The organism is Halioxenophilus sp. WMMB6, from assembly GCF_033283405.1.
Lineage (GTDB): Bacteria > Pseudomonadota > Gammaproteobacteria > Pseudomonadales > Cellvibrionaceae > Halioxenophilus.
Genome location: NZ_JAWMQR010000013.1, coordinates 54,515 through 77,644 on the forward strand (window position 1 = coordinate 54,515; position 23,130 = coordinate 77,644).

Genomic DNA, 23,130 nt, shown 5'->3' on the forward strand with positions numbered 1-23,130 from the left:
GGTTTCATCCCTGATACTTTATGCCAGAATCCATTGAGGCCTGAATCAGCGAATCGGCCAGCTGAGTATACTCGGCCTTTTTGTTGATCACCCCCTGGCGTTCGTAATAGTGCGCCAGACGTCGGGCCAGTTTGGCGATAATGGCCTCACGAAATCCCTGGTCGAACAGGTAATTGAGAATCGCCTCGCTCTGCTTGTAGTGGTCGATATCGAGAAAGCGCATACCAATCTGGGCGAGGATTGGCTTTTCGATTTGCATTCGCTGGGCTTCGGTGAGTGTTCGCCACCACTGTTCGATGCTCTCATCCAAACGTTCGAATTTCCGGTTCTGGCGAATGCACTCCTCTAGAAATTCCGCTTTTGACTCGCCACCGAGGGCGTTGACCAGATTCAATTTGATCTTCCATAGGCGGGTGGCGTCGTGGCTCGACTGTGCCAGCATAGCGTCGAGCAGAGCCAGTGCCCGCTCAAACTGGTAGTCGGCAATGGCGCGGTAGACCTTATCCAAGGCCTGGGCCTCCTGGTCGACCGACTGGTCCTCTTCCAAGTAGTCGGTATTGATGCTCTCCTGCTGCCAGCGCATGAGATACCAGACCAGCAGAAAACCGGTGCTAAAGCCCCCCACATGGGCCGTGTAGGCGATATTGGCGCCGTCGTTGGCCAGCCACTGGATCAGTTCGATGACGATGTAAAGTGGCAGCAGCCAGAGGGCGGGGGCACGGAAGTAGCCCACCACCACAAACGCCCAATAGAAGAACTCAATTTTTTTCAGACGGAAGAGGGTGACGTACATCGCCATCACCGCCGAGATAGCACCGCTGGCACCCACCAGGTAACTGGTCTCATCCGAGAAGAGATTGGTGAGGTAGAAAAAGAGGCCGCCACCGATACCGCCGAGCAGGTAAAAGAGCAGGAAGCGGCGGGAGCCCAGGCTCGCCTCCACGGCAAAGCCGCAGATAAACAGAAACACCATGTTGCCGATCAGATGCATCCAGCCGCCGTGCAGAAACTGATGGCTGATCAGGTCGACCAGACTCAGGTGGCTGGTATCGAGGCCAAACGCCCGGTAGCTGAGGCTGTTGACCTGTTTGCGCAGGGCGCTGCGCTGCTCGCTCCAGGTCAGTTCCTGGCGGTTGTTGGTGGCGTAAAACTGGATGGTGGAGTCGATGTAGCGGTCGAACTCCGGGTCGAACGCCATCTCGGCCAGAACTTCGTCCGGCCAGTTCTGCCACCGTTCCTGCAGCTCGGCTTCAGTGGTGTCGCCCGCTTTCATGGCGAAGTTCTGAAAGGCGGGCCACTCCCAATCGGGCAGCTCGCTGGCTTGGTAGTAGTCGAGGGCGGCTTTGAAGGCGCGCTGGTCGTGGCTGTGGCTAAAGAGAAATACGACCAGGTTGATTACCAACAGCGCCAGAACAACCAGCGGTGGGCGGTGCCAATCGATCTTTTTTTCGGTGGGTAGTATGACCATTGGCGCTCTTTATAGTGGTTTTCTGGTCGCGTCTGAATGGGTGGCTAGGGCCTGTTAACACTAATTTAGCACCTCTGTTGAGCTTGAAATGAGCTCGAACTAGGCGCGAGCCGCGTAGTTTGGTGGGCCCAAATCAGCGGCTGGCGCCTAGCTGGACAAAAAACTGACCTCCAGCAGTGGTGCTAAATTAGTGTTAACAGGCCCTAGAATTTCTGGTGCTATAGGCAGGGTCTAATTCCGCCGGCGAGTTATTAGCTTAGTGGTTCCAATGGGCTTGGCAAGTGCTTTCTAGGGGCGGGGGCAATATAGAGGGGAGATGATTTAGCAGGGAGTCACGCCCGGGCGGTGTCCGGGCGTGGTACAGGGGTTACTCGTAGCTGGAGCGGGCCTTGGGTTTGCCGGCGTCGAGCCACTGGTTGAGGTCTTGGATATCCAGCGGCGCGAGGGTGCCTGCGGTCTGCTTCAACACCAGAGTATCGATGATGTAGTTGTAGAGCGCGTTGTAGTAGTCACTGCGCGCCTGGAACACACCCTGTTGCGCGTTTAAGACATCGACGAAGTCGCGGGTGCCCACTTCATAACCGGCCTGGGTTGCCTCCAGGGAGCTCTCGCTGGAGATAATCGCCTGTTGCCGGGCAGCCACCGTGGCGACGTCGGTGATCACACTCAGATGCTGGGAGCGGGCCGACTGCACAATCTCACGCTTGGTCTGCAGATAGGACTCCTGGGCCAGCTGGTACTGCGAGGCCGCCTGCCGGCGCTGGGCGCTGATGCCACCGCCGCTGTAGAGCGGCACGCTCAGCGTGATCGCAAAGCCGGAGCGCTCCTCGTCGACATCGCCCTCCAGATCATCGGTGGTAGAGCTTTGCAGAGCGGCGCTGACGGTGGGCGCGTGGTTGGCGCGGGCAGCACGGGCGTTTTGGCGGGCCGCTTCGGCGGCCAGCTCGGTCGCTTTCAGCTGGTTGTTGTTGGTCAGGGCGAAATCGACCCATTGATTGCGATCAGTGGGTACCGGCTCAGTGACCGGGAAGTCGTCGGCCAGCGAGGAGACCTGGTCGTGGGTGCTGCCGGTAATCACTTCCAGGGCATCGTAGGCCACCCCTAGGCGGTTGCGGTCGGCCAGAGTGTCGGCGCGGGCACTGTCGTAACTGGCCTGGGCATTGTGGACGTCGGTGATAGCGGTAAGACCCACCTCAAAGCGTTGTTGGGTTTGTTCCAACTGATGTTTCAACGCCTTCTCGCGGGCGATGGAGTTGTCGAGCACATCGGCGGCACGCAGCACATTAAAGTAGGCGTTGGCCACGCGCAGAATAAAAGACTGCTGATCGGCGGCGAACTGGGCGGTGGCCTGTTGGCTCAGCTGTATCCCCCGGCGGTAGGTAAACCAGGCGTTCAGATCAAACAGCGGTTGCGCCAGCGAGACGGTGTACTCCATGTCGCGGATAGGGATGGTGACATCCTGGCCGCTGACTACGGTGTCGTAGTCGAAATCGGAGTAGGTCGCTTTGGCCGAGATCTGCGGTAACAGGCCGGAGCGGGCCAGGGGCTTGGCTTGCAATCCAGCTTCATAGGCGGCGGTATCGGCCTTTAAGCGGTGTTCATTTTCCAGAGCCTGTTGGTAAACCTCTTGCAGGTCGACCGCCTGTGCCAACCAGGGCGCAGCCAGCAGTGCAAGGCCAAAGAGGTATTTGGCGGGTTTTTTAGTCATGCGTCATTGCCTTTTGAATTTCGAATTCAATGTTCGAGTTCTGGCTATTGGGGCCAGAGATAATGTTTAGCCAGTGGTAAGTGGCTACCTGTCTCCATGTGTAAAAAGCCCGGGTAAGTTCGCCGAAGCGACAGCCAGTACCAGTGCGCAGATGAAGCTGTTGGCCGAAGAAGCCCTTGGACGAAGGCTATCGCCAAAAGGTTGCACTGGATTGGCGTGGAGTTAAAAGTATTGGGTATTCGGTGGGCTTTGTGTTTCTATCGTTCGCTCAGCACAGTTGTAAAGTAAATTGTGTTGCCAAAATCTGGCTATTTCGTGTTACCAAAGTTTGGTTATGTTGAACCAGCAAGCGATGGGTGGCTCCTGGTAATTATTGCGGGAGAGTTACTGGCACCCGAATACCGCGCGGCGGCTAGTATAACGCCATAAAGGGCTTTTCTGAAAGACGTTCAAACAGTGGCGAGCACTCAAAATTATTTTTGATCGCGGGTTGCAGGCGAGGCTATGAATAAGTTTTCACCGGCGGATGTGGAGCAGTTACAGCTGCGGGAGAGTTATCGTGGGTTTTTTAAAATATTGACCTACACCCTGCGCCACCGCCTCTTTGCCGGCGGCTGGAGCCAGCCGCTGCGGCGCGAGCTGTTTGAGCGGGGCCACGCCGCCGCGGCGCTGCTGTATGACCCGGCGCACGACCTGATTGGATTGATCGAGCAGTTTCGCGTCGGCGCCATGGCCGCTGGCATCAACCCCTGGTGCTTTGAGGTGGTGGCCGGCATGATTGATGGCGATGACTCAGCGGAGTCGACCATTCGTCGGGAGCTGATCGAAGAGGCGCAGTTCATCCCGGATAGACTACTGAAAATCTGCTCCTATCTCTCCAGTCCCGGCGGCACCAGCGAACGCATCGAACTCTACTGCGCGCTGGGTGACCTGTCATCCGCCGCAGGCATTTTTGGGTTGGATGACGAAGCGGAGGATATCCAACTGCACGTACTGCCGGCCGAGACGGTGTTTGCCGACCTCTATAATGAACGTTATAGCAATGCGGCCACGCTCATTGGCTTGCAGTGGTTGCAGGCGAACCGTTTGAGCTTGATCGAGGAACAGTGATACCTTTGTCAGCGCACTTTTTGTTGATCTATTTTTAACCAGGACGGTTTTACCAGAGCGGCTTTTAATTAGGACGGCTTTTAATTAGGACAGTATCGGCCACCCAGTTTGAATGCGATGGCGCCAACTAACGGACCATGCCGTCGCGCGGCATCAAGGGGGATTTTCCAATCAACTATCCAATCAACCAGATGAAACAGCGGGTATTGCGCAAAGCGCAGTACGCGGTGGACCTGCGCACCCAGCAGGCTGAGTGTGAGGCCAACTATCTGCGCCTGTGCAAGTTGTTGCCCGACCTCTCCGAGCGGGAGCTGTGGGAGTATTCGGTGGAGGGCAAAAGCCACAAGACCTCGCAACGGGTGCAGTTGAAGCTACTCGACAGCGCCCGCTATACCACCACCGTTGAGGTGCAGCAGATGGATGCCAGCCACCCTTATGAACAGGAGCGGGTGTTGCGCGTTCGCCTCTATCATGATGCCAAAATGGCGGAGGTCGTCTCCTGGGGGCGGCACTGGAATACCCGTTCCCGCTATCACTACCCCAACGAAGCCATGCATCAGCAGGATGAAAAGTTTCAACTTAACCGGTTCCTGGGGGAGTGGTTATCACATTGCCTCGCCAGAGGGCGAGTTATCTCTACTATTGCCGGTTGAGTCGAAAGATTCCCGCTCTTTTCTGGTCCACTTTGGTGCGCTCTGGCCTAAAAATGTCGACTGCTGCAAAAATTCGACAAATAGGTGTTTAGTTTTCAGTCAACTGTTTTAGCCTCTCAGAATTACCTGTTTATAATTGCAGGTGAATCTGGCACATGCTTTTTTCGACTCGGCATAGATATAAGTCAACTGAGCAAAACACTCTATGTATTTTCAACGCGATACCATTCGGATAGCGCAGATCAGCGACCCCCACCTGGGTAAGAACCCGGGGGATTGTCTGCTGGGCGTCGATACCGATCGCAGCTTGAATGACGTGCTGTCACAGTTGCCCGAACATGATCTGGTGATTGCCTCTGGTGATCTCTCCAATGATGGCAGCCCCGAGTCCTATCGCCGCTTTGCCGATACCCTCGCTCATGCCGGTATTAATAGCTGGTCCTGCCTGCCCGGCAACCACGACGACGAGCAGGTTATGCAGCGTGTGCTGGGCCCTGAGGTGGTCAATCGGGTAATGGTGCACGACTCCTGGTTGCTGGTACTGCTCAATTCCCGGGTGCCCGGCTACGAGTACGGCAATTTGAGTGACCGCGAGCTGGCCTTTCTCGATAAAGCCCTCTCCCGCAACAGCAACATGAACGCCATGGTGTTTTTGCACCATCAACCGGTACCGGTAGGCTGTCGCTGGTTGGATCAATACATCGTGCGCTCCGCCGATCGTTTCTTCAGTGTGCTGGACCGCCACGACAATGTCCGCGCCGTTGCCTGGGGCCATGTGCATCAGGATTTCCAAACCATACGCAATGGTGTTCAGCTGTTTGGCACCCCCTCTACCTGTGCCCAGTTCAAACCCAATAGTGACGACTTCGCTGTCGATACCGCCATGCCCGGCTATCGCCTGTTTGAGCTGCACCGCGACGGTGGCATCAGTACACAGGTGAACCGCGTTGGTGTGAGAGACTACAACATCGATCTGGCCTCCTGCGGTTACTGATTTCAGTGCGCCGTGGGCGGTGATCTTTCCGCTTCGATTCGACGCCAGCGCAATTTTTCTCCTGTCATAGCCTCTGCTGCCGCCAGATCCAGTACAAGAGTGTGTACCAAGTGGTCCAGCATCGGCATCGAACTTTAATTCCCGGCGTAATGTGCTAAGTTAGCCAAATCCACGTGGGCTAATCCTTCATCCATACCAATAACCCAGTAACTCATGACGAGGCAGGGACACCCAAAGCATGTCTGCGCTTATATACATACACGGATTTTTGAGTTCACCGCAAAGCCACAAAGCAGTGCAGACCGGAGCCTGGCTGGCGAGGGAACACACCGAGGTGGCGTTTGTGGCGCCGGCACTGACCCCCTATCCCGGCCAGACCCGCCAGCAGCTGGATGCCTTGATCAGCCGACTCGGGCAGCAACCCATTTATTTGATGGGCAGCTCCATGGGCGGCTTTTGGGCAACCTACCTGGCTGAGCAGTATGATCTGCCAGCGGTGTTGATTAACCCGGCCTGTGAACCCATGCGCTTGATGCCCGGCTATCTGCACCAGACGCTGCACAACTACCACACACCGGACAGCTACCGTTTGGATGAGTCGCACCTGGCCGAACTGCAGGATGCAGACACCAACGGCATCCGCCGGCCGGCCAACTACTGGGTGATGGTGCAAACCGGCGATGAAACCCTCGATTACCGCAAAGCGCTGGAAAAATACGCCGGCTGCCGCCAGTTGGTGGAGGAGGGGGGCGATCACGGCTTTCAGAACTTTGAACAACACCTGCCGGAGTGCTGGGCTTTTTACCAAAACTTTTATCAGGGCTAGGCAAACAGCTCCGGTTTGCGTATAAGATTGCCGCAGTTTTTAAAGGGCGTTTACACAAGCAATGGCAAATTACACAGCAGAAGACATTGAAGTACTGACGGGGTTGGACCCGGTGCGCAAGCGCCCGGGTATGTATACCGAAACCACCCGTCCCAACCACCTGGCACAAGAGGTGATCGACAACTCGGTGGACGAGGCCCTGGCCGGCCACGCCAACCAGATAGATGTGGTTCTGCACGCTGATCACTCCATGACCGTCACCGATAACGGCCGCGGCATGCCGGTGGATATTCACCCGGAACAGGGCAAGCCGGGGGTGGAAGTAATTTTGTCGACTTTGCACGCCGGCGGTAAGTTTTCCAATAAAAACTACCAGTTCTCCGGTGGTCTGCACGGGGTGGGGGTGAGTGTGGTCAACGCCCTCTCCAAAATTCTGGAGGTGACCATCCGGCGCGGTGGCGAAATCCATCGCATCGGTTTTATGGGGGGCGAGAAGGCCTCGGAACTGGAGGTGATTGGTACCTGTCCGAAACGGGACACCGGCACCAGCGTACGCTTCCTGCCCGACCCGCAATATTTCGACAGCAATAAGTTTTCTGTCTCCCGTCTGCGCCATATTCTGCGTGCCAAGGCGGTGCTGTGCCCGGGTTTACGCGTTAACTTTACCAACGAACAGAGCGATGAGCGCGACGAGTGGTACTACGAGGATGGCCTGCGCGATTACCTGGCCGCCAGCACCCAGGGCTGGGCCTGTCTGCCGGAGCTGCCATTTGTCGGTTCCTTCAATGGCCCCACCGAAGGTGCCGATTGGGCGGTGCAGTGGCTGGTGGAAGGTGGTGAATTAACCCAGGAGAGCTACGTTAACCTGATCCCCACCGCCCAGGGTGGTACCCACGTTAACGGCCTGCGCACCGGTCTCTTGGAAGCGCTGCGCGAGTTCTGTGAATTCCGCAACCTGCTGCCGCGCGGGGTGAAGCTGGCACCGGAGGATATCTGGTCCAACTGCTGTTTCGTACTCAGCTCCAAAATGGCCGACCCGCAATTTTCCGGTCAGACCAAAGAGCGGTTATCCTCGCGCGAGGCGGCGGCGTTTATCTCCGGCGTCGCCAAGGATGCCTTCAGCTTGTGGCTCAACCAGCACACCGGCGATGGCGAGAAGCTCGCCGAGCACTGTATCAGCAACGCTCAGGCGCGGGTTCGCTCCAGTAAAAAGGTGGCTCGTAAAAAGATCACCCAGGGGCCGGCGCTGCCCGGCAAATTGGCCGATTGTGCCAGTGGCGACACCACCCGCAGCGAGCTGTTTTTGGTGGAGGGTGACTCCGCCGGCGGCTCGGCCAAGCAGGCCCGGGATCGGGAATTCCAGGCGATCATGCCCCTGCGCGGAAAAATTCTGAACACCTGGGAGGTCGACAGCGGCGAGATTCTGGCCAGCCAGGAGGTGCACGACATCTCCGTGGCGCTGGGGGTCGACCCGGGCAGCGACAACCTGGAGGGTCTGCGCTACGCCAAGGTGTGTGTCCTGGCCGACGCCGACTCCGACGGCCTGCACATCGCCACACTGCTGTGCGCGCTCTTCCTGCGTCACTTCAAGCCGTTGGTGGAAGCCGGCCATATCTACATCGCCATGCCGCCACTCTATCGCATTGATGTGGGCCAGGAGGTCTACTACGCGCTGGATGAGTCGGAGAAAAACGGCATTTTAGAGCGCATCTCCGCCGAGAAGAAAAAGAGTAAACCCAACGTGCAGCGCTTTAAAGGTTTGGGTGAGATGAACCCACTGCAGCTGCGTGAAACCACCATGGCGCCCGACACCCGCAAGCTGGTTAAGCTGACTATCGACAACGAGCAGGAGGCGCTCAGTATTATGGATATGCTGCTCGCCAAAAAACGCGCCGCCGACCGCAAGCAGTGGCTGGAGAGCAAGGGCGATCTGGCTGAGGTGTAAACCGCCGGAATCAGCTCGCCAATTCGCAGTTAAGATTGGCGAGAAACTCAGCAAACTGGCGCAGTTCCTGGGCGATGGTCTCATCTATAGGCAGCGAGAGATTCGCGGAGATACCGGAGTCGAGGAAATGGAAAAAGGGGTGCTCGATACTGAATAGTTTCGGCCAGCGCGTTTTGCACTCCTTTTCCAGTTGGTGATCAAATGCAATATCGCTGCGTCTTAAAAAACGGTTAAAGCCGCCACTGCGGCCGGTTAAGCCTTGGCAGGCCGCAAGGCACGGCTGCATAAGTGATTCAAACAGTTGCACCCGCTCCTTCAGGGCGCCACACAATTTACGCAGGTGTGGTAAATGGCTGCCCTGATCCAGAAATTCTGCCAATACCAATTGCGGTAACTGGTCCACCGCACAGGTGCTAACACTTTTTAAATCTTCAAACTGTTGCAGCCTTTGGCGATCCGCGAAAATCCAGCCCACCTGAATGCCGGGCGCAAAACTGTGAGTGGCCGCGCTCAGATAAATAACCCGTTTCTCCTCGTCCAATGCTTTTAGTGGTAGCGGCCGTGAATTTTCGAAATGGAGGTCGCCACTGGAGTCATCTTCGATAATCGTTAAATCGTATTGCCCGGCGATTTTAAGTAGCGAACGTTTACCTGCCAGTGAGATGAGATCACTGGTGGGGCAGTGGAAGTTGCAAGCCAACAGCAAGGTTTTCAGCTCGCGCTGTTCAGCCAGTATTTGTTCCAGGTTGGCTAAAAATTGTTTTTCATCGTGGTTGCTGGTGATGTATACCGGCTGCAATTTTAGTGCGTCACAGACTGCCTGATAGACGGGCGAGGTTGGGTGTTGCAATAAAACTTTTTCTCTCGGGGCGGTGAGGCTGCGCAGCACCACAGAGAGGGCCTCTATTAAACCGTGGGTGATCAGTACCTCTTCTGCCGTGGTGTAGCAACCAATCTCTGCGGCTCTGGTAATCAACTGGCGTACCAGGCGAGGATTATTATTGCGGGGTGAGAAGGTGTGCAGGTTGGGGTAGCGGCGAATCATGGTGGCGGTGAGTTTGCGTAGCCGCTCTTTGGGGTAGAGGTCGCCGTCGGGCCACCAATGGTAACCGGATTCGCGATCAGCGAAATGGGGGTCGGCATATCGTAAGCGGCTGGGCTGTTCGTTTCGAACAAAATAGCCTGAGCGCGCTTTTGGCTCGATTAAACCCTGCTCTTCCAAAATAGTCAGTGCGGTGGTTACCGTTGCCAGGCTTAGCTGCTGTTGCCGCATGAGCTCTCTTACCGAGGGCAGCTTTGCTCCGGGTGCCAGGCCTCCGCTTTGAATTGCCCGTGTCAGCTCGTTCACTAACTTTTCATATTTGGTCGATGCCATGGCTGTCTCAAAGCTAAAGCGCGATAGTGCGCCCGGGTGTATCTATCCGTTTTGCCGCAATCTGTATCTGTAGGTGGGTAAAAAAATATGCGAGAGTATGTACCAAAATGGCGTAAATAGTCACTATCTCTGTAAGGATTTAATAGGGGGTGGGTTCTGTTAGTTTTCGGTTAAATCTTTATAATGAGGCCGCCGGCATTTACCCCCAGCCAAAAGCCACTGCAACCAGAAGCCAAACCCGAATGACACTCGCTGAAAATCAACACCCAGGTAGTGCGCCGCCAAGCCCTAGACAGGTCCAGGACGCGGAACAGTGGCTTGCCAATTTAAGCCCGGCGGCGGCTGGGCACCTGGTGCAGGTTTGGCGTGCCAGTCAGGACTTGGATGCAAAATTCAGCGAAGTTTTCTATCAACGTTTGTTTCAAGCCCACCCCGAGTTGGTGAACCTGTTTCCCGGGGATATGCAGCAGCAACAGCAGCGGCTTACCAATACGCTTTCTGAAGCCATTGAATTGGTGCCCGAACCCGATCGGCTTATTTTATTGCTGCGCGCCGCCGGAGTTAGGCACCACCACTACCAGGTTCAACAGAACCATTTTCAATTGATGGGGCCGATATTGGTTGAAACCTTTAAGCAATTTTTAGGTACTGCATTTAGCCCTAAGCAGGAAGCGGAGTGGCTGCAGTTTTTTACCAGTATGGCGGTCGTTATGCGTAGTGCCATGGCTCAAGCAGCCGATGAGTAATCGGTATTCAAAATTTAGTAGTGCCCCTCGTTGTTTAATCTGGAGTGTATAGTCAACTCTGCTGCCATTGGCAGGGGAGTTGATTGGATTTCTATCATAGAGTGCCCGCTCTGAGCACCTTCTAATTTTTGTTCTATAACCTGCCTTCACCAATAGGTAGTGCTTTCCGTTAATGCTTTTTAATTTCCTGCCTCCTATGCTGGCGGTTGCTCCGTGGAAAAGATTTGCCGTCTCTGGCAGTTATTAATTTGCTGTATTTATTAAAACGCTCTCTGTCTGTATCTACTGGCGTTCATCGCTCATCCGTAATATTGCGTTCAGGCCGATGAAGCAGGTTGGTAGATAAAGTTCTTGCTTGGCCGAACATTCATTCATCTTTTTGACAAACAATAAACAAAGTTAGGGACTACGTTGTGAAATTTTTATTTGCAAACCAAAAACAAATCGCTCGCTCAACCTTGCAAAAAATTACTTTGGCGGCTGTTGCCATCTCCTGTCTGACGGCAGCGAATAGCCAAGCAAAAGAGATGTTCCCCAAAGGGCAGCCTTTTTTGCAAATACAATCTGAAATAGCGGATGTGGAAGCGCAGTTGCAGGATGCTGTTGCAACGCTGCAGGGGCAGATCGACAGTGCCAATTTGTTGATTGCCGATTTGACCGCCGCCACAGAGGATAACGCTCAAGAAATTGGTGATCTGCAATCATATATTGCTGTGCTGCAAGAGCAGCTCGATCTGTTGCAAGGAAATTTGGCCACCAGTTGTGGTCAGGGGTACTTTATTCAAGAGATCACAGCAGATGGCACGCCGGTCTGTGCTAAAGACATGGGTAATGGTTACATTACTTTCAAAGAGGAGGTCGTGGCGCCTGGTATTCCGTTTGTGCCGGTAACCTTCAAGTGCACCAGCTCACACCCTCGTATTATTGCCGGTGGTTATGTTGAGACGATCACTAATTCGGTTGTTGGTAGTGTGCCGGTAACCGGAACCGACGATGGTATCGATGGCCAAAAATTTCTGCTTAATGGTATTGGTGCGATGGTGCTGACCGTCACCTGTTCAACCAATTAATTTCCTCACAATTTCTATTTTCGCCCCTGCTTCTGTTAAGCCAGGGGCGATGGTATTTTTGTGCGGCTTGATTTTGGCTTTTATCAGTCCATTGTCTATACGGTCATTAGTCTATACAGTTAGTCGGCTTGATAAAAAAATAGCTTATTCAATAAATCGTTTGTTCAGTCAATCGATGGAGGCAGTAAATCTATGAATTGCTGCACTATAAAAATCGTCGGCTCCTACCTTTCGCCTTACGTGAGAAAAGTATTGGTCTGTTTGGAAGAAAAGGGCGTTGCCTATGAGGTGGATCCCATTGTTCCATTTTATGGCAATGATCAATTTAAGCAGATCAGCCCGCTGCGCCGAATACCGGTTTTGATTGACGATAACGGTGCAATTTCTGACTCTTCGGTAATCTGCGAGTACCTGGAAGAGTGCTATCCAACACCGGCGTTATTGCCCGGCGACCCAGCAGCGCGGGCAAAGGTGCGCTGGTTGGAGGAGTATGCCGATAGCCACATGGGTGATGTCTTTATCTGGCGGATGTATAACGAGGTGATTATTAAAAAATACGTTTGGCTGCAGGAGCCCAACCTGGAGGTTTTAAGTCATGCCAAAAATAAGGAAGCACCAGAAATATTGGATTATTTGGAGTCGGTAGTTCCCGCGGCGGGCTTTATTTTTGGTCAGCTTACTATCGCGGATATCGCGCTGGCCTGCTTTTTCCGCAATGCGCTGTTTGCCGGCTTTCAGATTGATGCCAAGCGTTGGCCAAAGGTTCAGCAGTTGGTTTCGACGCTATTGCAGCGGCCGAGCTTTACCAAGTTGCAACGTTGGGAGGATCTCAGTTTAAAAACCCCTATTGCCGCTCATCACCAAGCGTTAAAGTCGGCGGGAGCGCCCATCAGCAACGATAGTTATGGCGGCCCTACACCCATTCGCGCAAATTAAAACCTGAACTCAATCCGCAGATTCAATTTTCCGCCTAAGGGTGCGGTTGCTAGGCTCTGTGCTATTGGGAGGCGTGGGTGCTGCATGACTACTTTTCTATCGGTATCCTCTTGCCGCCCGTTGGCTCACCAGGCCTGCGATTTTCATAGGGTTATGCGTCGTCCTGTTGGTCACACGCCTGAGCCTGCACTCACTACGCTCTTGCGATCAATAAATTGGCTGGCGGCAGGATGCCGGCGTTGCGGCGGCCGCGAGGTGAGTTTGGCGAGGGCTGGTTGCGGCAGTGGCAATGGCACAGCATAATTCGGCCCAGTCTGGCGGATTCAGCCGCTGCCGGGGTGTGTCATTGCCACGGTGTGCGGGCCAACAGAGCGCCAAATCCCTTTTCAACGCCTATCAGTGACTAGCTATGCTTAAATATCGAGTGATCCCGGTAACCCCCTACCAACAGAACTGCAGCCTGGTCTGGTGCGATCAAACCCTGCAGGCGGCGGTGATCGACCCGGGTGGCGACCTGGATCGCATTCACAGTGCCATTGAGCAGGCCGGGGTGACGCCGGTGGCCATCTGGCTGACCCACGGCCACCTCGATCATGTGGGCGGCACGCCGCAGCTGGCCAGTGAGCTCTCGCTGCCGATTATCGGCCCCCACAAAGAGGATGACTTCTGGCTGGCTTCGGTACCCGATCAAGCCAAAATGATGGGCTTTCCCACTGTGGTGCCGTTTCAGCCAACACGTTGGCTGGACGATGGCGATACCCTGACTCTGGGCGAGCTGACCTTTCAGGTGATCCACTGCCCCGGCCACACCCCTGGCCATGTGGTGCTGTTCGAGCCCCAGAGCAAGCTGGCCTTTGTCGGCGACGTGCTCTTTGCCGGCTCCATTGGCCGCACCGATTTCCCGCGCGGCAACTATGACGACCTGGTGCACTCCATCCGAGGCAAGCTCTGGCCCCTAGGTGAAGAGGTCCAGTTTGTGCCCGGGCATGGGCCTATGTCGACCTTCGGCCAGGAGAAGCGCAGCAACCCCTTTGTCGCCGATAAAAACTTTGGCTGATCGCCTGTGCTGAAGCGCAAACCCCTGACCTTCGACTTCGACTACTCGCTGCACCGCTCCCCCCGACGCCGCACCCTGGAGATTCAGGTGCGCGGCGCCGAGGTGCGGGTGCGGGCGCCGACCCGTGTCAGCCAGCAGCAGATTGATCGCTTTCTCTGGGAACGACGCCACTGGGTGCAGGAGAAGTTAGCCGCGCATCAGCAGCAGTTGCTGGCCTTTCCGCCCCGGCAGTTTGTTAATGGCGCCACTTGGTGGTGGTTGGGTGAGCCGCTGACGCTGGTGCTGGCGGCAGGCGGTCGCGGCCGCGTGCAACGGCGTGACGAGCAACTACTGGTGTTGCTCTCCGCCCGTCAGTCTGCCGATGCGCCGGCTGCCCTGGAGCGGCTGCTGAGCGACTGGTACAAGGCCCAGGCACAACAGATACTGGCCGAGAAGTCAGCCGCTTTGGCGGCTCGGCTGGGGCTACAATTCAGTGCCGTGCGGCTGCGTAAAACCCGCAGTCGTTGGGGGCACTGCACCAGCCAGGGGGTACTGCAGTACAACTGGCTGATCGTGCAGGCACCGGAATCGGTGGTCGACTACCTGGTAGCCCACGAGGTCTGCCATCTGCGTCACTTCAACCACAGCCGTGCTTTTTGGGATCTGGTGGCGGAGGTGTGCCCCGACTACGCCCGGCAGCGGCAGTGGTTAAAAGAGAATGGCGCAGGGCTCTGGTTCTAGCGCTATTAGCGGTATGCTTGCCGCCGCCAACCATGGCTAACGGCCCAAGGCCAAACACCATTTTTACTGGATACAAGAGATAAACAATGACAGCGCTCGGTGACGACCTCGATAAAAACTACGACCAATTTCTAATCGATGCCCTGGCCACCGGCTGCGTTTGGGGGTTGGAGGGGCCCGAGGGGTGGGCGCTGTGTGATTCCGAATCCTACCCCAATAGCCAGGTGATGCCCTTCTGGTCACAACCGGAGTATGCCGAGTGCCATCGGCTGGATGAGTGGCAGGTGTATGAGGTGGTGGCGGTGAGCACCGAGGAGTTTCTTGACGACTGGCTGCCCGGTATGCACGACGACCAGTTTCTGGTGGGGGTTAATTGGAACGAGGAGCTGGCCGGTGTCGAGGTGGAGCCTCTAGACCTGCTGGAAGATTTTGATAACGCTTTGGAAGACCAGTCCTAAAAATCCGCCCTAGAACTGCAGTGCGGTTTTAATGGCTTCGATCACCTGATCGTTGCTGGTGCCGCGCTGGCGTATGTAGAGGATGTTTTTCTCTTCATCCATCACAAACAGCCCCGGAGTGCCCACCACGCCATAGCGCTGTGCCACCGGTTCTGCCTGCAGCAGTAACTTCAGATGCAGCCCCCTGTTTGCCAGATAGGCTTGCGGGTCGGCGTCCTCCCACACATTTAGGGCGTAGAAGCGCACCGGTTTGCCGGCCAGTGTTGCCCTTAACTGCTCAAGCTTGGGCATTAAGTCCCGGCAGTAGGGGCACCAGGTTGCCCAGAAGATCAACACCACCTTCTCATCTTCGGAATCGGCATAGAGCGAGATACGATCACCGGCACCGGTGGTGAGTATCCAATCGGGTGCTTTTTCGCCCGTCTGCGGTGGCATGGCGGCGCGCGCAGAGAGAGAGAAGATCAATAGGACGAATACGATGGCGGCTAAGGGTTTCATTGCAGACTGGTCGTAACAGGCTCAAGCTGGGGACGCTGGTTTCGACTGCCCGGGCTGGGGATGGTTCCCAGAGCCCCGGGCAGCCGGCTATGCGGCGGGGTAACCGAGGATCAATTACTTCTGGCTGGCGAAGTAGGCAGCCAGGTTGTTGATGTCGTCGTCGGAGAGGGTTTTGGCCATGGGGCTCATCACCGCCGACATACCGCCCTGGCGCTGGCCATCGCGATAGGCCTTGAGGGCGCCCACCAGGTAGGGTTCGTTCTGCCCGGCCAGATTGGGGTACATGGGGGCGATGGCCTTGCCTTCCATACCGTGGCAACTGGCACACACGGCAGCTTTGGCTTTACCGGCGGCCGGGTCGCCACCGGCCATAACGCCGCTGGCGGCAAACAACATCAAACTGGCACTGATTGCTAATTTTTTCATACGGAGTTCCTAATTCACGGTGGTCTAACAGCGATTAATGTAACTGGTCTCAGGTGCGGGCACCTGCACTTGTCACTCTGGTGGTTGTAAGTCTGGTGGTTGTAAGTCTGGGCCCGGCTTAGATCGGGCAGGTCATCTCACCCAGCTTCTTAGTGAGCTTGACGTTCTCACGGTAATCAATGGGAATGACAACGAGACTGGGGCCAGGCTCAGCACAGGCCTGCTCCAAGGTGTTTTGCAGCTCCTCGGCGCGGGTGCAGAGGTGGCCGTGCCAGCCAAAGGCGGCGGCCAGCTGCAGCCAGTCGGGGTTGGTGAAGGCCAGGTCTGTGTGACGGCCAAACTCGTTCTGTTGTTTCCAGCCAATCAGGCCGTAGCCGCCATCTTCCCAAACCATCACCGTCAGCGAACAGCCGAGCCGCTTGGCGGTCTCCATCTCCTGCATATTCATCATAAAACCACCGTCGCCGCAGATAGCCAGTATCCGGCGCTCGGGGTGCACCAGGCTGGCGGCAATGGCGCCGGGCAGGGCAAAGCCCATGGAGCAGAAGCCGTTGGGGATCAGGCAGGTGTTGGGCTCGTAGGCGATCCAGTGGCGGGCGATCCACATTTTGTGGGCGCCGACATCGCTCAGCAGAATATCCTCGGCGGCCAGCACCTGGCGGGCATCCCAGAGCGCCTTCTGCGGTCTGATCGGGCCTTCGCCGCGGTCGTCTTTATGGGCTTCCAGTTCAGCGGTCATATCGCGCCGCACGGCGCGCTGTTGGCGCAGATCGAGGCCCAGGGGGCCGTGGGCATCGAGCCGCTCGTTGAGCATCCACAGGGCGTGGGCCAGGTCGCCCACCACCTCTACCGCCGGATCGTAATCCTCGTCGATTTCTGCCGGCAGGAAGTCGATGTGCAGCACCTCTTTCTGGCGCCCCGGGTTCCACAGTTTGGGGTGGTACTCGACCATGTCGTAACCGATGGTGATCACCAGGTCGGCGGCATCGATGGCGCAGGCGGGGATATCCTTGGCGCCCAGGCCGATGGTGTAGAGGCTGTAGTCGGCGTTCATGTCGACACAGCCCTTGGCCATAAAGGTGCTGATCACGCCGATACCGCTCTTCTCACAGAGCTGGCGCAGCTGCTTACTGGCGCGCCGGCGAATACAGCCGTTGCCGGCAATGATGACCGGGTTTTTGGCCGCCTTGATGCGCTCGAAGGCGAGGTTGACGATCTTGTCGTCCGGCACTGGCCGGCGAAATTTTTTCACCTTGAGCGGCTTCTTGGCGACCGGCAGCTTGGCGATATCTTCGGGCAGTTCGATGTGCACCGCGCCGGGTTTTTCGGTGCGCGCCACGCGCACCGCCTTGCGGATGATCTCGGGAATATTCTCCGGGTGCCAAACGGTGGTGGCCCATTTGGTGACCGGGTCGAACATATCGACCACGTTCATCACCTGGTGGGACTCCTTGTGCAGGCGGGTGGAGGCGCCCTGGCCGGTGAGTACCAGCATGGGAGCGCGGTCCATGTTGGAGTCGGCCACGCCGGTGATCAGGTTGGTGGCGCCGGGGCCCAGGGTGCCCAGGCAGCCGGCCGGGTTGCCGGTAAGGCGACCGTAGATCTCCGCCATAAAGGCGGCGCCCTGTTCGTGGCGGGTGAGGATAAAGCGGATCTGCTCAGAGGACTCCAGCGACATCATAAAGTCGGCGTTCTCTTCTCCGGGGACGCCAAAAATATATTCAATACCCTCTTCTTCCAGGCATTGAACCATGAGGTCGGAAGCTTTCATGGGCATTCTCCTTACGGTCGTGGTGGGGGGACGTTAACAAGCTCTGGGGGAGTGAAGCAACCGCTAGCCAATTTACGCCCGTCCGATGGCGCCTTTGTCGGCGATAGTGTGTAATACTTTGCGGCCATTCGCCGGCTGATTTTCTCACTATGACGTGGGTTAAGGAAAGATTTTGATGCCAAATAGAGTGCGAACACGCCTCTTAACTGTAATTGCCTGGACCCTGTTCGCGCTGCTGTTGCTGCTCTCCCTGGTGCCGCTGGCGGCGCGCCTGGGGGTGCTTTGGTGGCTGGGTAAGCAGGGCTTTGACGCCCGCTTTGGCGATCTCAATATCGCCCTGCTGCGCAGCCAGGTGACCATAGAGCACCTGGGCTGGTCGCGGGATGGGCAGCCGCTGTTTGCACTCGACCGGCTCGAGCTCGACTGGCGCTGGTCGGGGCTGCTGAGCAACCAGTTCCAGATCGACGAACTGGCCATATCCGGGCTCGCTATCGACAGCCGCTGGCAGCAGGCTGGCCACGAGGTGGCCGGCTTTGTTATCGCCGGCGGGGGCGCTGCTGAGCCCTCCACTGCGGAGCCCTCCACGCCAGAACCATCTTCATCAGATGCCCCCGCCGAGCCAACCCCCCTGGCGTTGACCATCCATAACCTGCGGTTTGACGACTGGCAGCTGTGTAGCACGGCCGACCTGCCGGCAGAGCTGGCCAGTCAGCCGTTGGCCGCCTGCCTGAAACTGGCGGCGCTGGAATTGCCCGAAGGGGTGGCGCTGAGTCTGGATCAGGCCATGCACCTCAAGCTGCCACAATTGTTGCTTAAGCAGCTGGCCCTGATCGATGGCGATGGCCTGACCTGGGCCGGCCTGGAGCAGGTGTCGCTGGCCGGCCTGGCGCTGGCGGGTGATCAGCTGTCGCTGGCCAGCACCGAGCTCAAGCAGCTGGCGCTTACCCGCGCGCCGCTGCTGAAGCTGCCGGCCACACCCAGCCAGGTGACGCTGGCCGAGTTTGGTGTGCACGACCTCGCTCTTGACCTGGCGGCCACCGATATCGCCCTGGGCCAGATCAGCCTGGATGGGCTGCAGGTGGCCGATGATCAGCAGCAACTGTTGGCGCTGGCGGGCCTAACGGCCGGGCAGTTACGGGTGCAACCCGGGCAGGAGTCCCTTGCCAGCTTTGCCTTCAGTGGCCTGCAACTGTTGCAGCGGCCGCAAGGCGAGGCCCTGGCGCCGGAGCTGGATCACTACGCCGAACTGGATTACCTGCAGCTGTCAGGCTTGAGTGTCACCGAGCAGCCCACCACCGTGGCTATCGATGCGCTGCAGGTGATGGGCCCCAAGGCGCTGTTATCCACCGACAGCGACGGCCAGTGGCAGTTTCTACAGCCGCTACAGGCCTATCTACCGGCGCCAGCAGCCCAACCGGAAGCGCCTGCCCAGCCAGAAGAGCCGCAAGCGTCAGAAGCGCCGGCCGAGAGCAGTGCGGCAGCGGTTGCCGAGGCAGAACCTGCTCCCGGTCCACAATTTCGCATTGGCCAGATCAGTGTCGGTGGCGATACGCTGATCCGTTACCACGACGGCCAATTAACACCGCCGGTGGCGATTGATGTCAGCCAGCTGGCGATCAACATCGGTGCCATCGACAGCGCCGCACCCACCGAGCCCACGGCTATTTCCCTGGCTAGCCAGGTTGGGGAATTTGGCCATATCGAACTGGCCGGCACCATGACCCCGCTGGCGGCGCCACTCAATATGAGCCTCACCGGCGAGGTCAACGACCTTGCGCTCAGCCCCGCCAGCCCCTATCTGCGCCAGTTTGTTGGTCAGCGTATTGAATCGGGCCAGCTCAATCAGTCGATCTCGGTGCAGGTGGTGAATGACCAACTGGATGCCGACATCGAGATAGTGCTGCTGCAACTGCAGTTGACGGGAGAGCTGACCGCCGAGGAGAGTGACGACCAGAACCAGTCGATGCTGCCGATTGGTGTCGCCTTAAACCTGCTGCGTGACAGCGATGATCGCATCCGTTTGAAGTTGCCCATCAGTGGCGATATCCACGACCCCAATATCTCCCCTAATCAGGTGTTGGCGGTGGTGTTACGCAAGGCGCTGACCGAGGCGGTCATCCACTACTACACCCCCTTTGGTGTGGTTAGCCTGGCGCGCTTCGCTCTGGGTGAAGTGACCAAACTGCGCTTTGAGCCGCTGCCCTTTGCCCCCGGCAGCAGCGAACTGAGCGGCGATGTGCAGGCCCGCCTGAATGCCATGGTGCCCCAGCTTGCAGAGCGGCCCAATGTAACACTGCGCTTCTGTGCCGCTGCCAACGGCGCTGACCGAGATGCCCTGGTTGCCAGTGGGGCGGTGGCGGCCGGTGAGGATGAGGCCAGCGTGCAGGCGCGCAACCAGACGCTGCACAACCTGGCGGTTGATCGTGGCCGGCTGATCAAGCGCTACCTGATCGACGCCGGTGCTATCAGCTCTCAGGTGGCGCTGTGTGAAGCGCCGGTGGAGCTGAGCGATATGGGCCAGCCCCAGGTGAGTGTTGGAATCTAATTCGCGTTCGGCTTGTTCACCCGCCCCCGATTGCCCCCGGGGCCGGGCTTTGGTATAAGCCAGCCCTAAAACGACAAAAGTCTGTCTACCTCCAAGGAGAAGCATGTCTGACCTGACCTTCAGCGCCGATGGTGAAGAGACCATCGCCCTCAAGACCTTTACCGAAAAAGCCTACCTCGACTACTCCATGTACGTGATTCTGGACCGCGCCCTGCCGCACCTGGGTGACGGTCTGAAGCCAGTGCAGCGGCGTATTGTCTACGCCATGAGCGAGCTGGGCCTGGCGGCCAACGCCAAGTACAAAAAGTCGGCGCGGACGGTCGGGGATGTGATCGGTAAATTCCACCCGCACGGCGACAGCGCCGCCTATGAGGCGATGGTGTTGATGGCGCAGCCCTTCTCCTATCGCTACCCGCTGGTCGACGGCCAGGGCAACTGGGGCAGCCCGGACAACCCCAAATCCTTCGCCGCCATGCGTTACACCGAGTCGCGTCTGACCAAATACGCCGAGGCACTGCTCGGCGAGCTGGGCCAGGGCACGGTGGATTGGCTGCCCAACTTCGACGGCACGCTGGATGAACCCAAGGTACTGCCGGCGCAGGTGCCCAACATTCTGCTTAATGGCACCACCGGCATCGCCGTGGGCATGGCCACCGATATTCCGCCGCACAACCTGCGCGAGGTGGTCAACGCCACCATCCATCTGCTGGAAAACCCCGATGCCACGGTAACCGAGCTCTGCCAGTTTATGCCTGGCCCGGATATGCCCACCGATGCCGAGATCATCAGCAGCCGGCAGGATCTGCTAAAAATCTACGAAACCGGCCGCGGAGCCCTGCGCATGCGCGCCATCTGGACGGATGAGGAGGGCGATATCGTCATTACCGCGCTGCCCTACCAGTCCAGTGGTGAGAAGGTGATGGAGCAGATTGCCAACCAGATGCAGGCCAAAAAACTGCCTATGGTGGCCGACCTGCGCGACGAATCCGACCACGAAAACCCCACCCGCCTGGTGATTGTGCCGCGCTCCAACCGGGTCGATGTCGAGCAGCTGATGAACCATCTGTTCGCCACCACCGATCTCGAGCGCAGCTACCGGGTCAACATCAATGTTATCGGCATTGATGGCAAACCCCAGGTGAAGCCGCTTAACCTCTTGCTCAGCGAGTGGTTGAGTTTCCGCACGGTGACCGTACGCCGCCGTCTGCAGCACCGTTTGCAGAAGGTGGAAGAGCGTTTGCTGCGTTTGGCGGCCTTGATGCTGGTCTACCTCAACGTCGATGAGGTGATCCATATCATCCGCACCGAAGATCACCCGAAACCGGTGCTGATGGAGCGCTTCAATCTGATCGAGATGCAGGCCGACTACATTCTCGATACCCGCTTGCGTCAGCTGGCGCGCCTGGAGGAGATGAAAATCCGCGAGGAGCAGGAGGCGCTGGAGAAAGAGCGCGCTGACCTGCAACAGACTCTCGACTCCGCTCGCCGCTTGAAAACCCTGGTGCGCAAAGAGCTGCAAGCCGCCGCCGAATTGTATGGCGATGACCGTCGCTCACCGATTGTCGAGCGGGGCGAGGCGCAGGCGTTAACCGAGGCCGACCTGTTAACCAACGATCCGATCACCGTGGTGCTCTCCGATAAAGGCTGGATTCGCTCCGCCAAGGGCCACGATATCGACCCGGCCGCACTCAGCTACAAATCGGGCGACTCCTTCCGCTTTGCCGCCCGCGGCAAGAGCAATCAGCCGGTGGTACTGCTCGACTCCACCGGCCGCAGCTATTCGCTGCCGGCCCACACACTGCCCTCCGCCCGCGGTCAGGGCGAACCGGTGACCGGTAAACTGAGCCCGCCCAGTGGCGCCACCTTCGAGGGGCTGATCATGGGCGAGGGCGAGCAGAAGCTGCTGATCTCCAGCGATGCCGGCTACGGTTTTATCGCCACCCTCGACGACCTGGTGAGCAAGAACAGCAAGGGCAAGAACCTGTTGAACCTGCCGGCCGGTGCCCGGGTGTTGGCGCCGGTGCTGGTGCCCAGTGATGACTCCGCGCTGTTGGCGGTGGTCACCAACGAGGGGCGCATGCTGGTCTTTCCGGTGGCGGAGCTGCCGCAGCTGGCGCGCGGTAAGGGCAATAAAATCATCAACATCGCCTCCGCCCGGGTAGAGGCCCGCCAGGAGTATGTGGTTGCAATCACAGTTTTAACATCTGGTCAGACGCTCACCCTCTACGCCGGCAAACGCAAGACCTTAATGAAATTCGCCGATATGGAGCACTATTTGGGCGAACGTGGCCGAAGAGGGCATAAATTACCGCGTGGATTCCAGAAGGTGGATAGCGTCGAGGTGGTTTAATACTACTTTTGGCGCAGACCGTTTTCGGCTAGCTTATGGGCTTGCGTCTACACTTTAGGTTCTTGCTCACAAAAATAAGATTGGAGTCGTGCCATGGAAAAACGCCAATGCCAACGTACCCAATATCACTGTCGGTTAATGATTAACCACCCCGAACTGGGGGAACAACAGGGAGTGTGCCAGGATATTTCCGATTCGGGGCTGTTCGTCTGCTTGGATTGCGACACCCGCTTACCGGTCGGTTCCACCCTCGCTCTGCAAGTGGTAACCGGCCTGCCCCACGGGCCTCAACGAATGACCCGTGTGGTCCGTTCCGATGCCGCCGGCCTGGGCTTACAGTTTATTGCCTAGTTGCAACAGGCCCTAGCGCTCCCTCGGTTCGAACCTTACCCGCAAGCACTGTTCGAACCGCTGTTTCGCCCAATCCCCCAAATCAGAGAGTGATCCTCAACCGACGAAGGTGGGGGAGTCTCT

20 protein-coding genes are annotated in these 23,130 nt (G+C 57.5%); 14 read left to right on the plus strand and 6 right to left on the minus strand.

The genetic code is table 11. The features are described 5' to 3' along the window. Positions 1–4: 4 nt before the first annotated feature. A complete protein-coding gene (locus SBL51_RS21960; protein WP_317933331.1) occupies positions 5–1,468 on the minus strand; it encodes a rhomboid family intramembrane serine protease in 1,464 nt (487 codons plus the stop codon). A gap of 367 nt (positions 1,469–1,835) precedes the next feature. Then, positions 1,836–3,176, minus strand: coding sequence for a TolC family outer membrane protein (locus tag SBL51_RS21965; protein WP_317933332.1), 1,341 nt, complete (start codon positions 3,174–3,176; stop codon positions 1,836–1,838). 504 nt (positions 3,177–3,680) lie between these two features. On the opposite strand from SBL51_RS21965, the gene SBL51_RS21970 reads away from it, so the two are divergent. From SBL51_RS21970 to parE, 5 genes are all read left to right on the plus strand, one after another. After that, positions 3,681–4,286, plus strand: coding sequence for an NUDIX domain-containing protein (locus tag SBL51_RS21970; protein ID WP_317933333.1), 606 nt, complete (start codon positions 3,681–3,683; stop codon positions 4,284–4,286). 137 nt (positions 4,287–4,423) lie between these two features. Further along, positions 4,424–4,939, plus strand: coding sequence for a DUF1249 domain-containing protein (locus tag SBL51_RS21975; RefSeq protein WP_317933334.1), 516 nt, complete (start codon positions 4,424–4,426; stop codon positions 4,937–4,939). A 205-nt stretch (positions 4,940–5,144) separates the two neighbouring features. After that, complete coding sequence (gene cpdA, locus SBL51_RS21980) at positions 5,145–5,933, plus strand: 3',5'-cyclic-AMP phosphodiesterase (protein WP_317933335.1); 789 nt, start codon at positions 5,145–5,147, stop codon at positions 5,931–5,933. 238 nt (positions 5,934–6,171) lie between these two features. Beyond that, positions 6,172–6,759 (plus strand): YqiA/YcfP family alpha/beta fold hydrolase, encoded by a 588-nt coding sequence (locus SBL51_RS21985; RefSeq protein ID WP_317933336.1) that lies wholly within the window; start codon positions 6,172–6,174, stop codon positions 6,757–6,759. A gap of 61 nt (positions 6,760–6,820) precedes the next feature. Next, on the plus strand, positions 6,821–8,704 hold the full coding sequence (parE, locus tag SBL51_RS21990) for a DNA topoisomerase IV subunit B (RefSeq protein WP_317933337.1): 1,884 nt from the start codon (positions 6,821–6,823) through the stop codon (positions 8,702–8,704). Positions 8,705–8,714: 10 nt separating this feature from the next. On the opposite strand, the gene SBL51_RS21995 is transcribed toward parE, so the two are convergent. Further along, a complete protein-coding gene (locus tag SBL51_RS21995; RefSeq protein WP_317933338.1) occupies positions 8,715–10,079 on the minus strand; it encodes a PLP-dependent aminotransferase family protein in 1,365 nt (454 codons plus the stop codon). A gap of 242 nt (positions 10,080–10,321) precedes the next feature. Between SBL51_RS21995 and SBL51_RS22000 the strand changes: the two genes are divergently transcribed. From SBL51_RS22000 to SBL51_RS22025, 6 genes are all read left to right on the plus strand, one after another. Next, positions 10,322–10,825, plus strand: a complete 504-nt coding sequence (locus tag SBL51_RS22000; protein WP_317933339.1) for a globin domain-containing protein — start codon at positions 10,322–10,324, stop codon at positions 10,823–10,825. Between the two features lie 413 nt (positions 10,826–11,238). Beyond that, entirely contained in the window at positions 11,239–11,895 is a 657-nt protein-coding gene (locus SBL51_RS22005) for a hypothetical protein (protein WP_317933340.1), read from the plus strand. A 192-nt stretch (positions 11,896–12,087) separates the two neighbouring features. Continuing rightward, the gene (locus tag SBL51_RS22010; RefSeq protein ID WP_317933341.1) at positions 12,088–12,831 is read left to right on the plus strand and encodes a glutathione S-transferase family protein; all 744 of its coding nucleotides are present in this window, start codon (positions 12,088–12,090) and stop codon (positions 12,829–12,831) included. 409 nt (positions 12,832–13,240) lie between these two features. Next, on the plus strand, positions 13,241–13,888 hold the full coding sequence (locus SBL51_RS22015) for an MBL fold metallo-hydrolase (protein WP_317933342.1): 648 nt from the start codon (positions 13,241–13,243) through the stop codon (positions 13,886–13,888). Positions 13,889–13,894: 6 nt separating this feature from the next. Further along, positions 13,895–14,608 (plus strand): SprT family zinc-dependent metalloprotease, encoded by a 714-nt coding sequence (locus SBL51_RS22020; RefSeq protein WP_317933343.1) that lies wholly within the window; start codon positions 13,895–13,897, stop codon positions 14,606–14,608. Between the two features lie 86 nt (positions 14,609–14,694). Further along, complete coding sequence (locus SBL51_RS22025) at positions 14,695–15,066, plus strand: DUF2750 domain-containing protein (RefSeq protein WP_317933344.1); 372 nt, start codon at positions 14,695–14,697, stop codon at positions 15,064–15,066. A 9-nt stretch (positions 15,067–15,075) separates the two neighbouring features. Here SBL51_RS22025 and SBL51_RS22030 read toward each other — a convergent pair whose 3' ends face one another. The 3 genes from SBL51_RS22030 to SBL51_RS22040 form a co-directional block, all read right to left on the minus strand. Next, positions 15,076–15,564, minus strand: coding sequence for a TlpA disulfide reductase family protein (locus SBL51_RS22030; protein WP_317933346.1), 489 nt, complete (start codon positions 15,562–15,564; stop codon positions 15,076–15,078). A gap of 114 nt (positions 15,565–15,678) precedes the next feature. Further along, the gene (locus SBL51_RS22035; RefSeq protein ID WP_317933347.1) at positions 15,679–15,990 is read right to left on the minus strand and encodes a cytochrome c; all 312 of its coding nucleotides are present in this window, start codon (positions 15,988–15,990) and stop codon (positions 15,679–15,681) included. 118 nt (positions 15,991–16,108) lie between these two features. Continuing rightward, positions 16,109–17,761, minus strand: a complete 1,653-nt coding sequence (locus SBL51_RS22040; RefSeq protein WP_317933348.1) for an acetolactate synthase large subunit — start codon at positions 17,759–17,761, stop codon at positions 16,109–16,111. A gap of 175 nt (positions 17,762–17,936) precedes the next feature. Between SBL51_RS22040 and SBL51_RS22045 the strand changes: the two genes are divergently transcribed. From SBL51_RS22045 to SBL51_RS22055, 3 genes are all read left to right on the plus strand, one after another. After that, a complete protein-coding gene (locus tag SBL51_RS22045; RefSeq protein ID WP_317933349.1) occupies positions 17,937–20,306 on the plus strand; it encodes a DUF748 domain-containing protein in 2,370 nt (789 codons plus the stop codon). A 103-nt stretch (positions 20,307–20,409) separates the two neighbouring features. After that, positions 20,410–22,656, plus strand: coding sequence for a DNA topoisomerase IV subunit A (gene parC, locus SBL51_RS22050; protein ID WP_317933350.1), 2,247 nt, complete (start codon positions 20,410–20,412; stop codon positions 22,654–22,656). A gap of 93 nt (positions 22,657–22,749) precedes the next feature. Next, positions 22,750–23,007, plus strand: coding sequence for a PilZ domain-containing protein (locus tag SBL51_RS22055; protein WP_317933351.1), 258 nt, complete (start codon positions 22,750–22,752; stop codon positions 23,005–23,007). Positions 23,008–23,130 lie beyond the last annotated feature (123 nt).